This window comes from Deinococcus sp. (genome assembly GCF_025362455.1).
Lineage (GTDB): Bacteria > Deinococcota > Deinococci > Deinococcales > Deinococcaceae > Deinococcus.
Map to the genome: position 1 here is coordinate 1 of NZ_JANYGJ010000264.1, position 13,454 is coordinate 13,454.

At 65.5% G+C, this 13,454-nt stretch carries 16 protein-coding genes and 1 pseudogene; 11 read left to right on the forward strand and 6 right to left on the reverse strand.

Features of this window, described 5'->3' with window-relative positions; translation table 11 throughout:
* Positions 1 to 530, reverse strand: a pseudogene (locus Q0R23_RS18015) (GTP-binding protein); the annotation flags it as partial.
* Between the two features lie 164 nt (positions 531 to 694).
* Here Q0R23_RS18015 and truB point away from each other — a divergent pair.
* Positions 695 to 1,645: a tRNA pseudouridine(55) synthase TruB gene (gene truB, locus Q0R23_RS18020; protein ID WP_293915314.1), complete on the forward strand. Its 951-nt coding sequence runs from the start codon at positions 695 to 697 to the stop codon at positions 1,643 to 1,645.
* A gap of 35 nt (positions 1,646 to 1,680) precedes the next feature.
* On the opposite strand, the gene deoD is transcribed toward truB, so the two are convergent.
* Positions 1,681 to 2,391, reverse strand: coding sequence for a purine-nucleoside phosphorylase (deoD, locus tag Q0R23_RS18025; RefSeq protein ID WP_293915316.1), 711 nt, complete (start codon positions 2,389 to 2,391; stop codon positions 1,681 to 1,683).
* A 599-nt stretch (positions 2,392 to 2,990) separates the two neighbouring features.
* On the opposite strand from deoD, the gene Q0R23_RS18030 reads away from it, so the two are divergent.
* The 4 genes from Q0R23_RS18030 (at position 2,991) to ribF (ending at position 6,853) form a co-directional block, all read left to right on the forward strand.
* Positions 2,991 to 3,653, forward strand: a complete 663-nt coding sequence (locus Q0R23_RS18030) for a LysM peptidoglycan-binding domain-containing C40 family peptidase (RefSeq protein WP_293915318.1) — start codon at positions 2,991 to 2,993, stop codon at positions 3,651 to 3,653.
* A gap of 519 nt (positions 3,654 to 4,172) precedes the next feature.
* Positions 4,173 to 5,240, forward strand: a complete 1,068-nt coding sequence (gene ftsZ, locus Q0R23_RS18035) for a cell division protein FtsZ (RefSeq protein ID WP_293915320.1) — start codon at positions 4,173 to 4,175, stop codon at positions 5,238 to 5,240.
* A gap of 142 nt (positions 5,241 to 5,382) precedes the next feature.
* Positions 5,383 to 5,937, forward strand: a complete 555-nt coding sequence (locus tag Q0R23_RS18040) for an NUDIX hydrolase (protein WP_293915322.1) — start codon at positions 5,383 to 5,385, stop codon at positions 5,935 to 5,937.
* A 10-nt stretch (positions 5,938 to 5,947) separates the two neighbouring features.
* Complete coding sequence (gene ribF, locus Q0R23_RS18045) at positions 5,948 to 6,853, forward strand: riboflavin biosynthesis protein RibF (RefSeq protein ID WP_293915324.1); 906 nt, start codon at positions 5,948 to 5,950, stop codon at positions 6,851 to 6,853.
* Positions 6,854 to 6,903: 50 nt separating this feature from the next.
* On the opposite strand, the gene raiA is transcribed toward ribF, so the two are convergent.
* A complete protein-coding gene (gene raiA / locus Q0R23_RS18050) occupies positions 6,904 to 7,452 on the reverse strand; it encodes a ribosome-associated translation inhibitor RaiA (protein ID WP_293915326.1) in 549 nt (182 codons plus the stop codon).
* 200 nt (positions 7,453 to 7,652) lie between these two features.
* On the opposite strand from raiA, the gene Q0R23_RS18055 reads away from it, so the two are divergent.
* The 4 genes from Q0R23_RS18055 (at position 7,653) to Q0R23_RS18070 (ending at position 9,345) form a co-directional block, all read left to right on the forward strand.
* The gene (locus tag Q0R23_RS18055) at positions 7,653 to 8,177 is read left to right on the forward strand and encodes an MOSC domain-containing protein (RefSeq protein ID WP_293915327.1); all 525 of its coding nucleotides are present in this window, start codon (positions 7,653 to 7,655) and stop codon (positions 8,175 to 8,177) included.
* A 75-nt stretch (positions 8,178 to 8,252) separates the two neighbouring features.
* Positions 8,253 to 8,534: a type II toxin-antitoxin system HigB family toxin gene (locus Q0R23_RS18060; protein ID WP_293915328.1), complete on the forward strand. Its 282-nt coding sequence runs from the start codon at positions 8,253 to 8,255 to the stop codon at positions 8,532 to 8,534.
* Between the two features lies 1 nt (position 8,535).
* Positions 8,536 to 8,952: a helix-turn-helix domain-containing protein gene (locus tag Q0R23_RS18065; RefSeq protein WP_293915330.1), complete on the forward strand. Its 417-nt coding sequence runs from the start codon at positions 8,536 to 8,538 to the stop codon at positions 8,950 to 8,952.
* Positions 8,953 to 9,189: 237 nt separating this feature from the next.
* Positions 9,190 to 9,345, forward strand: a complete 156-nt coding sequence (locus Q0R23_RS18070) for a hypothetical protein (RefSeq protein ID WP_293915332.1) — start codon at positions 9,190 to 9,192, stop codon at positions 9,343 to 9,345.
* A 12-nt stretch (positions 9,346 to 9,357) separates the two neighbouring features.
* Here the strand turns inward: Q0R23_RS18070 and Q0R23_RS18075 are convergent, their stop codons facing one another.
* The 3 genes from Q0R23_RS18075 to guaA form a co-directional block, all read right to left on the reverse strand.
* Positions 9,358 to 9,774, reverse strand: coding sequence for a type II toxin-antitoxin system VapC family toxin (locus tag Q0R23_RS18075; RefSeq protein WP_293915342.1), 417 nt, complete (start codon positions 9,772 to 9,774; stop codon positions 9,358 to 9,360).
* Entirely contained in the window at positions 9,774 to 10,079 is a 306-nt protein-coding gene (locus Q0R23_RS18080) for an AbrB/MazE/SpoVT family DNA-binding domain-containing protein (protein ID WP_293915334.1), read from the reverse strand. The genes Q0R23_RS18075 and Q0R23_RS18080 overlap by 1 nt, the downstream gene beginning before the upstream one ends.
* Before the next feature lie 198 nt (positions 10,080 to 10,277).
* Positions 10,278 to 11,810: a glutamine-hydrolyzing GMP synthase gene (guaA, locus tag Q0R23_RS18085; protein ID WP_293915336.1), complete on the reverse strand. Its 1,533-nt coding sequence runs from the start codon at positions 11,808 to 11,810 to the stop codon at positions 10,278 to 10,280.
* Between the two features lie 228 nt (positions 11,811 to 12,038).
* Here guaA and recO point away from each other — a divergent pair, with 228 nt between their 5' ends.
* Complete coding sequence (gene recO, locus Q0R23_RS18090; protein ID WP_293915338.1) at positions 12,039 to 12,779, forward strand: DNA repair protein RecO; 741 nt, start codon at positions 12,039 to 12,041, stop codon at positions 12,777 to 12,779.
* A gap of 178 nt (positions 12,780 to 12,957) precedes the next feature.
* A partial coding sequence (locus tag Q0R23_RS18095; protein ID WP_293915340.1) for a hypothetical protein occupies positions 12,958 to 13,454 on the forward strand: 497 nt, incomplete at its 3' end.

A 13,454-nucleotide genomic window follows, 5' to 3' on the forward strand; every position in this document is an offset into this window, starting at 1 on the left:
CCGGCGCCGTGGGGGGCCAGCAGCACGAAACAGTCGGTCATGGCGGCGACCTGGGTTTCGGACTGGCCCACACCCACCGTCTCGATCAGCAGCACGTCGTAGCCCGCCGCCTCACACAGCGTCATGGCCTCGCGGGTGCGCCTCGCCACGCCGCCCAGATTGCCCCCCGCCGGGCTGGGCCGAATATAGGCGCCGGGATGCACCGTCAGGCGCGGCATGCGGGTCTTATCGCCCATGATGCTGCCGCCGGTTCGGGCACTCGACGGGTCCACCGCCAGCACCGCGACCCGGTGGCCCGCGTCGGCCAGGCGCACACCCAGCGCCTCGATAAAGGTCGATTTGCCCACGCCCGGCGCCCCGCTCAGGCCCACCCGGACCGAGTGCCCAGCGTGCGGCAGGAGTTCGGCCAGCAGGCTTTGCGCCTGCGCCTGGTGCTCAGGGCGCGAGGACTCAATCAGGGTGATGGCCTGCGCCAGTGAACGGCGGTCCCCGGCCAGCAGCGGCGCAGTGAGCGGGTGGGCAGAGGGCATGACCCGATAGTAGAGCCTGACTGCACTGATTTCCGGCGGCTGTGATTCCGGCGGCTGTGATGCTGGACGGCTGTGATGCTGGACCGCTGTGATGCTGGACCTGCGGCGTGGCCGCCCTCTGGGGAGCCGAGTCCCGGTCAGGTTCTCATGCTAGCTTGATCGCCATGCCGATTTACGTCGTCGACAAGCCGCTGACGCTGACCTCGCACGACGTGGTGGGGCGTGCCCGGCGGCGGCTGGGCACCAGGGCGGTGGGCCATACCGGCACGCTCGATCCGCTGGCGACGGGCGTGCTGGTGCTGTGCGTGGGTGAGAGCACCAAAGTCGTGCAGTTCATGGAGCGCGACACCAAGGATTACCTGGCGTTCATCAGCCTGGGCGCCGCCACCCCGACCCTCGACGCCGAGGGGCCGATCTGTGAGCAGGCCAGCGTCCCCGCGTTCAGCACGGGCCAGATTCAGAGCACGCTGAACACCTTCCTGGGGCCGCAGCAGCAGATTCCGCCGCAGTACAGCGCCCTCCAGGTCGGCGGCGTGCGGGCCTACGCGGTGGCCCGCGCCGGAGGGCAGCTCGATTTACCGGCCCGCAGCGTGGAGTTGCACGAACTCCGGCTGCTGGGCCTGTACGACAATCTGAACGCCGCCCCGCGCAGTTTTTCCGCCACGCCGGAGGGGCGCTGGGCGGTGGCGGACGGGGACCAGACCATGCCCCGAACCATCACGCTGCCGCCCGCGCTGGGCAATTTCCCCACGCTGCTCGTCTGGGCGCGGGTGGGCAGCGGCACCTACCTGCGCTCGCTGGCCCGCGACGTGGGCGCAATGATGGGTGTGCCCGCGCACCTGTCGGGCCTGATCCGCACCCGCGCCGGACGCTTTGATCTGAGTCAGGCGGTGGCGCTGGAGGCACTGAGCGAGGCATCCGGCCTGAGCGAACTGGGCGCCCTGGCCCTGCCGGTCATCGAGGCCAGCCGCGAGCTGGCGCTGCAACTGCGGCAGGGCAAACGGCCCGCCGATGAGCGCACAGGCCGCTTTCTGGTGCTGCTGGAAGGTGAGCTGGTCGCGGTGGTCGACGGCGACGGTCAGGCGTTCAAGGTGGTGCGGGCCTGGGCTGGATAACCCAAACGGGTGCCTGACTCAGACGGGCGCCTGACTCAGACGGGCGCCAGGGCCGCGTCGAGCGCCACCTCCACCATCTGATCGAAAGTCTGCTGGCGCTCATCGGCGCTGGTTGCCTGACGGGTGACCAGGTGATCGGAGACGGTCAGCACCGTCAGCGCCCGCACACCGAATTTGGCGGCCAGGGTGTAGAGCTGCGCGGCTTCCATCTCCACGCCCAGCAGCCCGAACTGTGCCCACAGCTTGTAGCGGTCCGGATCGTCCTGGTAGAAGGTGTCGCTCGACAGGATATTGCCGACGTGGGCGCTGACGCCGCGTGCCTTGGCCGACTGATACGCGCCCAGCAGCAGGCCGAAATCGGCGATGGGCGCGTAGTTGCTGGCCCCGAAACGCAGGTTGTTGATGTTCGAATCGGTGCAGGCCGCCTGCGCCAGAATCAGGTCGCGGACCTGCACGCCCTCGTGGTAGCTGCCGCAGGTGCCGACCCGGATCAGCGTCTGGGCGCCGTAACCGTGAATCAGCTCGTGAATGTAGATTCCGGCACTCGCCATGCCCATACCGGTGCCCTGCACCGAGACCGCTTGGCCCTTGTAGCTGCCGGTGAAGCCCAGCATGCCGCGCACGCTGTTGTGCTGCACCGGATTCTCAAAAAAAGTCTGGGCGATGTGCTGGGCCCGCAGCGGGTCGCCGGGCAGCAGCACGGTGGGGGCGATCTGGCCGGGAGCGGCGTTCAGGTGGAGGCTCATGCGCCCAGCCTAGCGGAAGCGGGCGGCCTGGGGCGCCTTGTCCTGGGCCGGGCCGCCCTCCCGCTGGGTGATGCACGCAAGTCTCTCCTCTTCGTTTCTACGCCGACTTTCGCCAGATGTCTTTTTCCTTGAACCGCGCTGGGAGAGCGTTTACGCTACCCCTCTCCCAGCCTCTCCCGCAGGGGGAGAGGAGCCAACAACGCTGTCTTCATCGGTGTCGCTCAGTTTATGAGAGAGATACGTGCATCACTGAGACCCCCCCGACCCTGGCTCTGGCTCCTGGCGCTGGGTCGTCACCGCCTGGTGTCAACCCTGTGTCGATCTCTCAAAAGATGATGAACTCTCCCCGTCAAAGCATGTGAAAAATGAGTGATGACTCATCTTGCAGCTTAAGCCAGATGGCCGAGCACGTCTGACACGTCTACACCGAAAAGCTTACATTTGAGCAGATGAGTGAGAAGTATGAGCCGTACGTTGTATCCAGTCCAACCAGAGCGGGTCTAAAACCGGCCCCGGCGTTGGCCCAGAGGCGCACAACCCTTCCCTGAGACGAGGCTGAACAGGACAAAGTGACCCGGCTGATAAACTGATGGACGTTAATGAACGCCTTCAAAATCCTCCTGACCCTGGCCGCCCTGAGCACGAGCGCCTCCGCCGCCACCTATACCGTTTCGCCGGGGGACACGCTCACCAGCGTCGCCCAGGCCCTAAACGTCGAGCCCCAGACCCTGATGAAGCGCAACGGCCTGAGCAGCAGCACGCTCCAGGTCGGACAGAAATTGAATAGCGGCGCAGTGACGGCCCAAGGCACCCAGAACACCCAGAAGGCGAGCGCACCGGCAGCCGTCGCCAGCACCGATGCCCCGGTGGCCAAAACGCCGCTGGCCAAGTCGCGCGGCAATGGCTACGTCCGCACGGCGGCCCTGCGCTTTCTGGGCATCCGCTACGCCCACGGCGGCACCGGCAACTGGGGTCTGGACTGCTCCGGCTACACCATGGCGGTCTACCGCAGCATGGGCCTGAGCTTGCCGCGCACCGCCGCCGCCCAGTCGCGCAGCGGTTACGGCGTGGGCCGGGGTGAGCTCCAGGCGGGCGACCTGATGTTTTTCAACACCATGGGGCGCGGCATCTCGCACGTCGCCATCTACCTGGGCGGCGGCCAGTTCGCCAACGCCAACAGCTACTATGGCCGCACCATGATCGACAACCTGTCCAACCCCTACTGGTCGAGCCGCTACGTCAGTGCCCGGCGCGTGCTGTAGGTCGGAACTGAGCCAGCACACAGGCAAGACTGGTTGACCAAGGCCCCGGCAGACCCGCTGGGGCCTTTCCCGTCGTAAAACGGCGCTGTTGGATGTCGAACAAAGCCCCACCGAAACCGGCAGATGAGGGCCGTGCGCCCCACCTCTCACGGCAGCTCAGGAACCAGATGTCCGGCGTGTCAGGCGCACTATTTTGAATTCAGGTCGGCGTGTTCAGCGTATCCGGACAGCGGGCCGTCAGTGGTCTACCGTCAGTGGTCTATTCAGACTCTGACCCATCAGCCCCGGCCTGGTCTACAATGCCGAATGTTCAGCGCCGAATGTTCAACATCGAGTGTATTCAGCACGGGTGTAGTCTCGCCTGTCTGAAGGCTTGTCTGCTTGACGTCTCGCCCCGTCATCTCACCGTTCATGCGCCACACCGGGCGCCGCGAGGTTGTATCCTGCGCCAAAGCGGTATGCTGCTTGAAACCAAATGACACACGGAAGCCAGACTTCCGAGCGAGAGGAGAAGAATTGATGCAAGCGGCCAGAATTCGTGTGATCGGCCTGGGTGGAGCAGGAAACAACGCCGTCAACCGCATGATCGAGTCGGGACTCGAAGGCGTGGAGTTCATCGCCGGAAACACCGACGCCCAGGTGCTGGCCAAGAGCCACGCCGAGGTGCGGATTCAACTGGGTGACCGGCTGACCCGTGGGCTGGGCGCCGGGGCCAACCCCGAAGTCGGCGAGAAGGCCGCGCTGGAAGACCGCGAGCGCATCAAGGAGTACCTCGAAGGCACCGATATGCTCTTTATCACCGCCGGAATGGGCGGCGGCACCGGCACTGGAGCGGCGCCGGTGGTGGCCGAGGTCGCCCGCGAGATGAACATCCTGACGGTGGGCATCGTGACCCGGCCCTTCAAGTTCGAGGGGCCGCGCCGCAGCAAGGTCGCCGACGAGGGCATCATCAAGCTCCAGGAGCGGGTCGACGGCATGATCGTGGTCAACAACGAAAAGCTGTTGACCGCCGTGGACAAGAAGGTCTCGTTCCGCGACGCCTTCCTGATCGCCGACCGGGTGCTGTACTACGGCGTCAAGGGCATCAGCGACGTGATTAACGTCGAGGGCATGATCAACGTGGACTTCGCCGACGTGCGCAACCTGCTCTCCGGGGCGGGCGCCGTGCTGATGGGCATCGGCTCAGGCCGGGGCGATAAACTGGCCGAGGAGGCCGCGTCGAGCGCCATCAACAGCCCGCTGCTGGAGCGCGGCATCGAGGGTGCCCGGCGCATCCTGGTCAACGTGACCGGCGGCTACGACCTGGCCATGAACGACGCCCACGAGATCGTGGAGAAGATCCGCGACGCCACCGGTTTCGACGACCCCGACATGCTGTTCGGGGTGAGCTTCGACGAGAACGCCGGAGACGAGGTGCGCGTGACCGTCATCGCCACGGGCTTTAACGAGGCGGCGCACGCCCTGACCGGTGGACGCCTGGACCCGATTCCGGCCTCGACGGTCCGCACGCGCGGCGGTGGCCAGAGCCAGTACGATCCCAAGGACTACGACATTCCGGCCTTTTTGCGCCAGGTCGACCGGAGCTGAGCGGACGACCACCGAAACGGGGCCAGGCACGCATTGCTGGCCCCGTTCACGTTGCTGTGTTCACGTTGCTGTGTTCACGTTGCCGTGCTCACGTTATAGGTAGCGCTCCTACCTGGCCTGGCGGCGCTGCTACACTCCGAGCATGAGTGCAGACGCCCCCGGAACCGACGTCATCTACAGCGGCAAGATCGTCTCCTTGGAGTTGCAGGAGCATAAGTGGGAGGTGGTGCGCCACAGGCCCGCCGTCGCCGTCTTGCTGCTCAACGATTCCGGCGAGATGCTGTGCGTGCGCCAGTTTCGCCGCGCCGTGAACGCCGTGACCACCGAGGCCCCCGCCGGACTGATTGACGAGGGCGAGAGCCCGGAACAGGCCGCCCGCCGCGAACTCCAGGAAGAGGCCGGGCTCGACGCCGACATGACGCTGCTGACCCGTTTCTACACCAGCCCAGGGTTCTGCGACGAAGAACTGTACGTGTTCAGGGCCACCAACCCCCGCGAGTCGCGCCTGGAGATGGACGAGGACGAGGAGATCGAGGTGGTGTGGCTCAAGCCTGAGGCGGTGCTGAGCGGCCTGCGCGGCGGCACCCTGTTGGGCGCGGCCTCGACGGTGACGGCGGCGCTGCTGGCCCTGAGCGGCGCGCCCGCCTCGCAGACGGTCAGCGGCCCCACCGTGGACGCGCACGGCGGACGCCCGTGAAGGCGGCGCCTTGAAGACCTACGTGTCCACCACCCAGCGCCCCGATACCGAAACCGTGGTGGCGGTGGGCTCCTTCGACGGCGTGCATCTGGGCCACCAGGCGCTGCTGGGCCGCCTCAAGGAGCGGGCGCGGCATTACCGGGTGCCGTGCCTGGTCTACACCTTCGATCCGCCGACGCGGGTGCTGACCCAGGGCGTGGAATTTCTCTCTACCCTGCCGGAAAAACTGGAGTTGCTGGAGCGCTACGGTATCGACGAGGTGATCGCCGTGCCGTTCACCGCCGAGTTCGCGGCGCGGCCCAAGTCGGCATTTCTGGGCGACCTGAGCAGCCTGCGGCCCCGCGCCCTGGTGGTCGGTGAGGACTTCTACTTTGGCCGGGGCCGCGAGGGTAACCTGCACGACCTGAAAACCGTGACCCGCGACGTCATCGCCCTGCCGATGCACAGCCTGGGCGGCCAGGACATCAAGAGTACCCGCATCCGCGAACTGCTGAAACTCGGCGACGTGGAGGGCGCCGGGCGCTTTCTGGGCCGCCATTACAGCGCTCAGGGCGTGGTCGTGGCCGGTGACCGGCTGGGCCGGACCATCGGCTACCCGACGGCCAATTTGCAGGTGCCGGAAGGCAAGGCGCTGCCCAGGGGCGTCTTCGCCGTGCGCGTGCAGGTCGAGTCGGGCGGCGTCACCGAGGACCACATCGGCATGGCCAACATCGGCACGAGGCCCACCGTCAGCGGCCTGACCCTCCGGTTCGAGGTCAATCTGCTGGATTTTTCCGGCGACCTGTACGGCAAGGAACTGGGCGTCAAGTTCTTCAAGCTGCTCCGGGCCGAGCAGAAATTCGGCGGCCTGGAGGAGTTGAAAGCCCAACTGGCACGCGACCAGGCCAGTGCGCGAGCGGTGATGGAGGGGGTGTAGAACAGCCGGGGCCAGCGCTTCCGCCCGGCCCCGGCCCACGCTTCCTGTCCTCAGCTCGGTTCGATCAGGCCGTAATGTCCATCCTTGCGGCGGTAGACCACGCCGCAGGAACTGGTGGTCATGTTCAGGAACACGTAGAAGTCGTGTCCGAGGGCTTCCATCTGGGTCACGGCGTCCTCGGCGGACATCGGGCGCAGGTCGAAGCGCTTCTGGCGCACGATTTCGGGGCTGAATTCGCTCACGTCGTCGCCGCTGTCGGCGGGCGTCGGCGCGGCGTCGATGGGCGCCTCGCTGCGGTGGCGCATGATGCGGGTCTTGAATTTGCGGAGCTGGCGCTCCAGCACGTCACCGGCCTTGTCGATGGCGGCGTACATGTCGGCGTGGTGTTCCTCGGCCCGGATGATCCCGTTGGGCACGTTGAGCTGGACCTCGACGCGGTTTCTTCGACCGGCGTCCCGCACATCGCGCACGGTCAGGGTCACGCGGGCGTCGGTGATCTGACCGTTGAAGCGGTCCAAGCGGGTCAGCTTACTCTCTACATACTCGCGCAGGGCCTCGGTCACATCGACGTTGCGTCCACTCAGCTTGTAGATATTCACAGAACTTCCTCCGTGCCGACAGAAGGGACTTTGGATGGCAGTGGCCCTCTTCGGTGCGCTCATGATAGGCCGCTCGTCAGCCAGGCGTCAGGTAAAAAATCCACCACGCCCTCACCCGGAAAGGGGCATACTGGAGAGCGGTGAGCCCGAAGATGAACGAGGGTCAACAGGCGGGTCGGCCAGATTTGACTGGTCATGTCATGGCCGTGTGCCGGGACGGCGGGCACCGCTTCAGCAAGCTGGCGCAGCCGGGCATTCGTCTGATCGCGGGCCTGGGCGTGGAGGGCGACGCCCACAGCGGCGTGAAGGTCCAGCACCGCTCGCGGGTCGCCGCCGATCCGGAGCAGCCCAACTTGCGCCAGGTCCATCTGATGCACGCCGAACTGTTCAGTGAGCTGGCCGCACGGGGCTTCGAGATTGAGGCCGGGCAACTGGGCGAGAACATCACCACGCGGGGACTTGATTTGCTGGAGCTGCCGGTGGGTACGCGGCTACAGATCGGCTCCGCCGTGATCGAGCTGACCGGGCTGCGCAATCCGTGTGCCCAGATCGAGAATGTCAGACCGGGATTGCTGAGCGCCGTGCTCGATCAAGATGATACCGGGCGGCTGGTTCGCAAAGCCGGTGTCATGGGCGTGGTGCTGGCGAGCGGTGACGTGAAACCGGGCGACGCGATTGGAGTGGTGCTGCCGCCTGAGCCGTGGGCGAGGCTGGAGCGGGTGTGAAGAGCGGACGACAGCTCAAGCCAGATATTACCCCTTGACATAATTATAGCAAAAGGAAATAATCAGTGTATGGGTATGAACGCGCTCACCCTGGCAGCGCTGGTCGCGTTTTGGACACAGTACCCAGACGCCGAAACGCCGCTCAGGGCCTGGTACAAACAGGTTCGCGCCCGTGAGTACGGCTCTTTTGCTGAAGTCAAGGCAGATTTTGCCAGTGCTGACTGGGTGGAGGGTTTCATCGTCTTCGACATCGGCGGCAATAAATACCGCTTGATCGTCGAGCCGAATTTTGACGGCCAGCGCTTTTACGTTGAAGCCGTTCTGACACATAAGCAGTACGACGCCTGGAGGCCGTAGTATGACCAACTTTTCAGATGTTGCGGCAGCGACCCAGCACCTCCAAGCCCTGGCCCCCGAAGCCTTCATGCTGATTGACAGTGCAGCAGATCTGGACCGGTCTACTGCGTTTCTACGGGCACTAGACCGGGAGAAGGGCGAGACGCCCGGCCACCCCTTAGCTCCGCTGGCCGACGCCCTGATGTACCGCATCCTGGCGTATGAGGCCCAGCACTCCCCCATTCCTGATGCGGACGGGCCGATGATGCTGGCGTTTTATCTGGATCAGCGGCAGCTCACGCAGCAGCAAGTGGCCGACGCCACCGGGATTCAGCAGGCTACTATCAGCCAGTTGCTCAGGCGCAAGCGGAACTTCACAGCGGCTCATGCGCGGGCGTTGGCGGCGTTTTTCGGGGTGAATGTGGGGATGTTTCTTTAGCAGTACTCCGAATTACGCCACGGGAAAAACAGCCTCCCCGCGCCTCCATTCTGCGTCCTGCTCAGTCAACACCACTCGCTCCGCTCGGTCATAAAAAGGGTCTTTTTATGACATCTGCTCTAAGGCACTGGCGCGGCGCTGGGCGTGCAAACCACGCTTAAAACCAGCGTGCTGTCGGCCTCCAATGTACAGTCCAGTGCTGAACCCGTTTCAAGACACAATTGCTCACGGATAGACATGGGAAGCGCCGTGCTGGGCCACGACGATACAGGGCGGCTGGTTCGCAAAGCGGGCGTGATGGGCGTGGTGCTGGCGAGCGGCGACGTGAAACCGGGCGACGCGATTGGAGTGGTGCTGCCGCCTGAGCCGTGGGCGAGGCTGGAGCGGGCGTGAAGCGCCAAGACCTCAGGCGGGAAGCACCGTCAATGCCGGGAAATCGCCAAAGTCAGCAACATTCAGTGTGAGGAGGGCGTCGGCACGATGCTGGGCGTGTGCGCCGATCAGGTGATCCGGCAAGGGCCTGCGGGGCAGCGGGTTGCCGGAGGCGCGTCGGCGCTGGCTGGCGTCCTGGTGTGCCCTGGCGGCCTCGTCCCAGATGGGCGCAGTAGTCACGGCGTCGATTCGGATGTCCAGCCGTCCCAGCTCAGCCTGAAGAAGTGCTCTGGTCATACCTGGATGGGCGTGCAGCTCCACGTACACCACGCCGCAGACGATCAGTTGCACGCTGCTCAGCCTCAAGCGGTTCAACGTGGCGGCATTGTTGCGGCCCTGCACGGTGCTGTTCCAGAGGTCGATCAGGATATTGGTGTCCAGCGCGACCATCACGGAGGAGCAGGCTTCAGAAACTCATCCAGGCTGACGATCTGTGCGCCGGGGCCGCCCCGGTCTCCCGGTTCCCGTGGGCCGCGCAGATCCTCCATGAACGCTTCAGTGCTCAGCCCGGCGGGTAGCGGAAAAGCGCCCAGCGACGCCAGGAAAGGATTCTCCGGGCCGGTCACCGGACGCAGGATCACGGTTCCGTCTGCCTGCAACGTCCAGTCAACCTCGGCGCCGACCTCAAGGTGCAATTGTTCGCGAATGCGCTTGGGAACCGTCGTCTGGCCTTTGCTGGTGAGTGAGCTTCGCATGAAGTTTCTCCTTACAGCTCAATGTAGCATGGTAAGGATGTGTTCTGTGAATCTCCAATCGAGGGCCGAGACGATGCCGGTTAGCTGATTCGCGCACCGGGCGTGGTGCTGGGGACATTGAGGTCAAGCCGGGCGACGAGAGAAAGGTGGAGCTGCCGCCTGAGACGTGCATTAGCAACTTGAATTTGTCAATATCTCCTACTCCCACTCGATCGTCGCGGGCGGCTTGCCGGTAATGTCGTACACCACTCTGTTGATCTCATGCACCTGATTCACGATTCTGTTGCTCATGGTCGCCAGGAAGTCATACGGCAGCCGCGCCCACTCGGCGGTCATGTAGTCGTCGGTACTCACCGCCCGTAGCGCCGCCGTGAACGAGTAGGTGCGCTCGTCGCCCATGACGCCCACGCTCTGAATCGGGGTCAGAACCGCCAGCGCCTGAGAGCAACTGTCGTACAGCCCGAACTCGCGCAGGCCGGAGATGAAAATATCGTCCACCCGCTTGAGGATGTCGAGCTTCTGGGGCGTGACGGCGCCCAGCACGCGGATCGCCAGGCCGGGGCCGGGAAAGGGGTGGCGCATCCGCACCGCTTCGGGCAGGCCGAGTAGCCGGGCCAGGGCGCGCACCTCGTCCTTGAACAGCGTCCGGAACGGCTCGACCAGCTTGAAGGCCAGGTCGTCCGGCAGCCCGCCGACGTTGTGGTGACTCTTGATGTTGGCCGCGCCCGATTTGTCGCTGTGCAGCCCGCCCGCCGACTCGATCACGTCGGGATACAGGGTGCCCTGCGCCAGAAAATCGAAGGGGCCGTAAACTCTGGCCTCGCGCTCGAAGGCCCGGATGAACTCGCGCCCGATGATCTTGCGCTTGAGTTCGGGGTCGCTGACGCCGTCCAGGGCGCCCAGGAACTCGGCGGTGGCGTCCACCGTGACCAAATTCACGCCCAGGGGTCTCAGGGCCGCCTCGACCTGCTCACGCTCGCCCAATCGCAGCAGGCCGTGGTCGATGAACACTGCCGTCAGTTTCTCGCCGATGGCGCGGGCCAGCAGCAGCCCCAGCGTGGAGCTGTCCACGCCGCCGGAGATCGCCAGCAGCACCCGCCCGTCGCCGACCTGGGCACGCACGCCCTCGATCAGTTCCTCGACGATGTGCTCGGCGGTCCAGTCGCGCTTGGCGCCGCAGATGGTCAGGAAGTTGGCCAGCAGTTGCCCGCCCTTGGGGGTATGCACCACCTCCGGGTGAAACTGCACGCCGTAGCGCCGCGTCGCGTCGTTGGCGATGGCGGTCACGGGCGTGTCTTCCGTCTCGGCCACGATCTCGTAACCGCCCGGCAGGCTGACCACGCTGTCGGAATGGCTCATCCAGGCGACGAATTCACCCTGAATGCCCCCAAATAGTGGGCCGCTGTAGCGGGTCAGGTCGGCCTTGCCGTACTCGCGCCTGCCCGCCCGCTTGACCTCGCCGCCCGCGTGCTGGGCCAGGAACTGCATGCCGTAGCAGACGCCCAGCACTGGAATATCCAGGTCCATGACACCCTCGGCGGGGCGAGGCGCGGCCTCGTCGTAGACGCTGCTGGGGCCACCGGAGAGGACTAGACCTGTTGGGTTCTCCTGCGCGATGCGCTCCAGGGTGGCGTTGCCGGGCAAGATGACGCTGTAGGCGCCGAGTTCACGAAAGCGCCGGGCGATCAGGCGGGTGTACTGGCTTCCGAAATCGAGGATGACGAGACTCATTGCCTTCATTGTAGAGGGGCGGCTGGGGCAACTGGGGCGGTGGGGGCTGGATGTATCGCTTGGGTGGCGCCTCTGAGCTTCAGCACTCTGCCCATGTGTCAGCTCTGCCCCTGTGTCAGCTCCCCCACCCCTGCCTTTCCCCACAAGCCACGCGTCACAAGCCGGGCGCCAGCCCTCAACCGTAACCCACACGCCCCCTCAACCCTCTCCAGGCGCTAGAATCTCTAAGTGAAATCACGTAGCGCCAACCGGTCAGGCATCGTCATGCGGCGCAGGGTCACGCCTGCGGGCGACATCATCGTGACGTTGCTGACGCCGCAGGGCAAGATCAAGGCGATCGCTCGCGGCGGCGTGCGCGGGCCACAGGCGAGCCGACTGAACCTGTTTCACCACGTCGGCGTGCAGCTCTACCAGACGCCGCAGAGCGACCTGGCGACGGTCCAGCAGAGCATTCTGGAAGGCGCGCTGCCCAAACTCTCCGAGCCGGAGCGCCACCCTTACGCGCATCTGCTGTCTGAGCTGGCCGACACGCTGTTTCAGGAAGGTGAATTCTCGGCTCAGGCCTTTGAGCTGTACGCGGGCGCCCTGCGCGGCGTGTCGCACCACCATGACCCCGAATGGGTGACGCTGGTGATGAGCTACAAGCTGCTGGCGCTGGCCGGGTTCGTGCCGCGCACCCGCCACTGCTCGCGCTGCGGCGCAGACGATCCTAATTCGCCCGATCCGCTGGGCGGGCAATTGCTGTGCCGGATGTGTTCGACCCAGCCGCCGCACCCGCCGGAACGGCTGGAATTTCTGCGCGAGGTGCCCCGCCGCAGCGTCCGGGCGTTGATGGACGCGCCGCTGCCGCGAGATCAGCGCCCCGGCGTCTGGCGAGCGCTGGAGCGCTTCGTCACCGTGCAGATCGGCGCCGTGCAGAGCTGGCGCTCGCTGGTCGGGGCCGTGACGGGCGAGGCGGTAGGGGCGTAGACCGGCTGGAGGTTCGCCCTTCCCCGGCTGGCATGCGCTAAGTATGTCCTTGCTAACATTTCGGGCTTCCGCAAACAGCGCTCCATCCCTCCACTCCCGCCAGGACATACTTTCTTCCTCACTCGCTCCGCTCGGTAAAGCTAAAGCTTTACAAGGAGATACTTAGAACAGCACTCAGATGACCACTACACCGCGCACGATCACCATTCTTCGCCACGCCGAGAAACCCAGCGAACCCGGTAGCCCTCAGCCCACCTTCGGGGTCAACGAGCAGGGGCAGGCGCAGTCAGAGTCGCTGATTCCGCGTGGCTGGCAACGGGCCGGAGCGCTGGCGGCGGCTCTCAGCGCGGACGCGGTACGCTCCCCGTTCGTCCGCCCGACCGCCCTGTTCGCGCCCGCTTACCCTGACGGCAGCCTGCACCGCCCCGGTGAGACCATCGCGCCGCTGGCCCGCCGACTCGGCCTGACGGTCCAGACGCCGGTGCCAAAGGGTCAGGAGGCCAGCCTGGTCAGCGCCGCGCTGTGTGTTCAGTCCGGCCAGGACGTGCTGGTGTGCTGGGAGCATCACCACATCCCCGCCATCGCGGCGGCGCTGGCGCAGGCCCTGGACGTGAACACGCTGCCGCCCCACGCGGCGCTCTGGCCCGACGCCGACTTCAACTCCGCGCTGCTGTT

Coding starts and splice junctions, on each gene's coding strand:
- truB (WP_293915314.1), top strand. CDS start 695: ATGCCGATTTACGTCGTCGACAAGCCGCTGACGCTGACCTCGCACGAC.
- Q0R23_RS18075 (WP_293915342.1), bottom strand. CDS start 9,774: ATGGTCGCGCTGGACACCAATATCCTGATCGACCTCTGGAACAGCACC.
- Q0R23_RS18080 (WP_293915334.1), bottom strand. CDS start 10,079: ATGCGAAGCTCACTCACCAGCAAAGGCCAGACGACGGTTCCCAAGCGC.
- Q0R23_RS18030 (WP_293915318.1), top strand. CDS start 2,991: ATGAACGCCTTCAAAATCCTCCTGACCCTGGCCGCCCTGAGCACGAGC.
- Q0R23_RS18040 (WP_293915322.1), top strand. CDS start 5,383: ATGAGTGCAGACGCCCCCGGAACCGACGTCATCTACAGCGGCAAGATC.
- Q0R23_RS18055 (WP_293915327.1), top strand. CDS start 7,653: ATGGCCGTGTGCCGGGACGGCGGGCACCGCTTCAGCAAGCTGGCGCAG.
- guaA (WP_293915336.1), bottom strand. CDS start 11,810: ATGAGTCTCGTCATCCTCGATTTCGGAAGCCAGTACACCCGCCTGATC.
- Q0R23_RS18065 (WP_293915330.1), top strand. CDS start 8,536: ATGACCAACTTTTCAGATGTTGCGGCAGCGACCCAGCACCTCCAAGCC.
- Q0R23_RS18060 (WP_293915328.1), top strand. CDS start 8,253: ATGAACGCGCTCACCCTGGCAGCGCTGGTCGCGTTTTGGACACAGTAC.
- ftsZ (WP_293915320.1), top strand. CDS start 4,173: ATGCAAGCGGCCAGAATTCGTGTGATCGGCCTGGGTGGAGCAGGAAAC.
- Q0R23_RS18070 (WP_293915332.1), top strand. CDS start 9,190: ATGGGAAGCGCCGTGCTGGGCCACGACGATACAGGGCGGCTGGTTCGC.
- deoD (WP_293915316.1), bottom strand. CDS start 2,391: ATGAGCCTCCACCTGAACGCCGCTCCCGGCCAGATCGCCCCCACCGTG.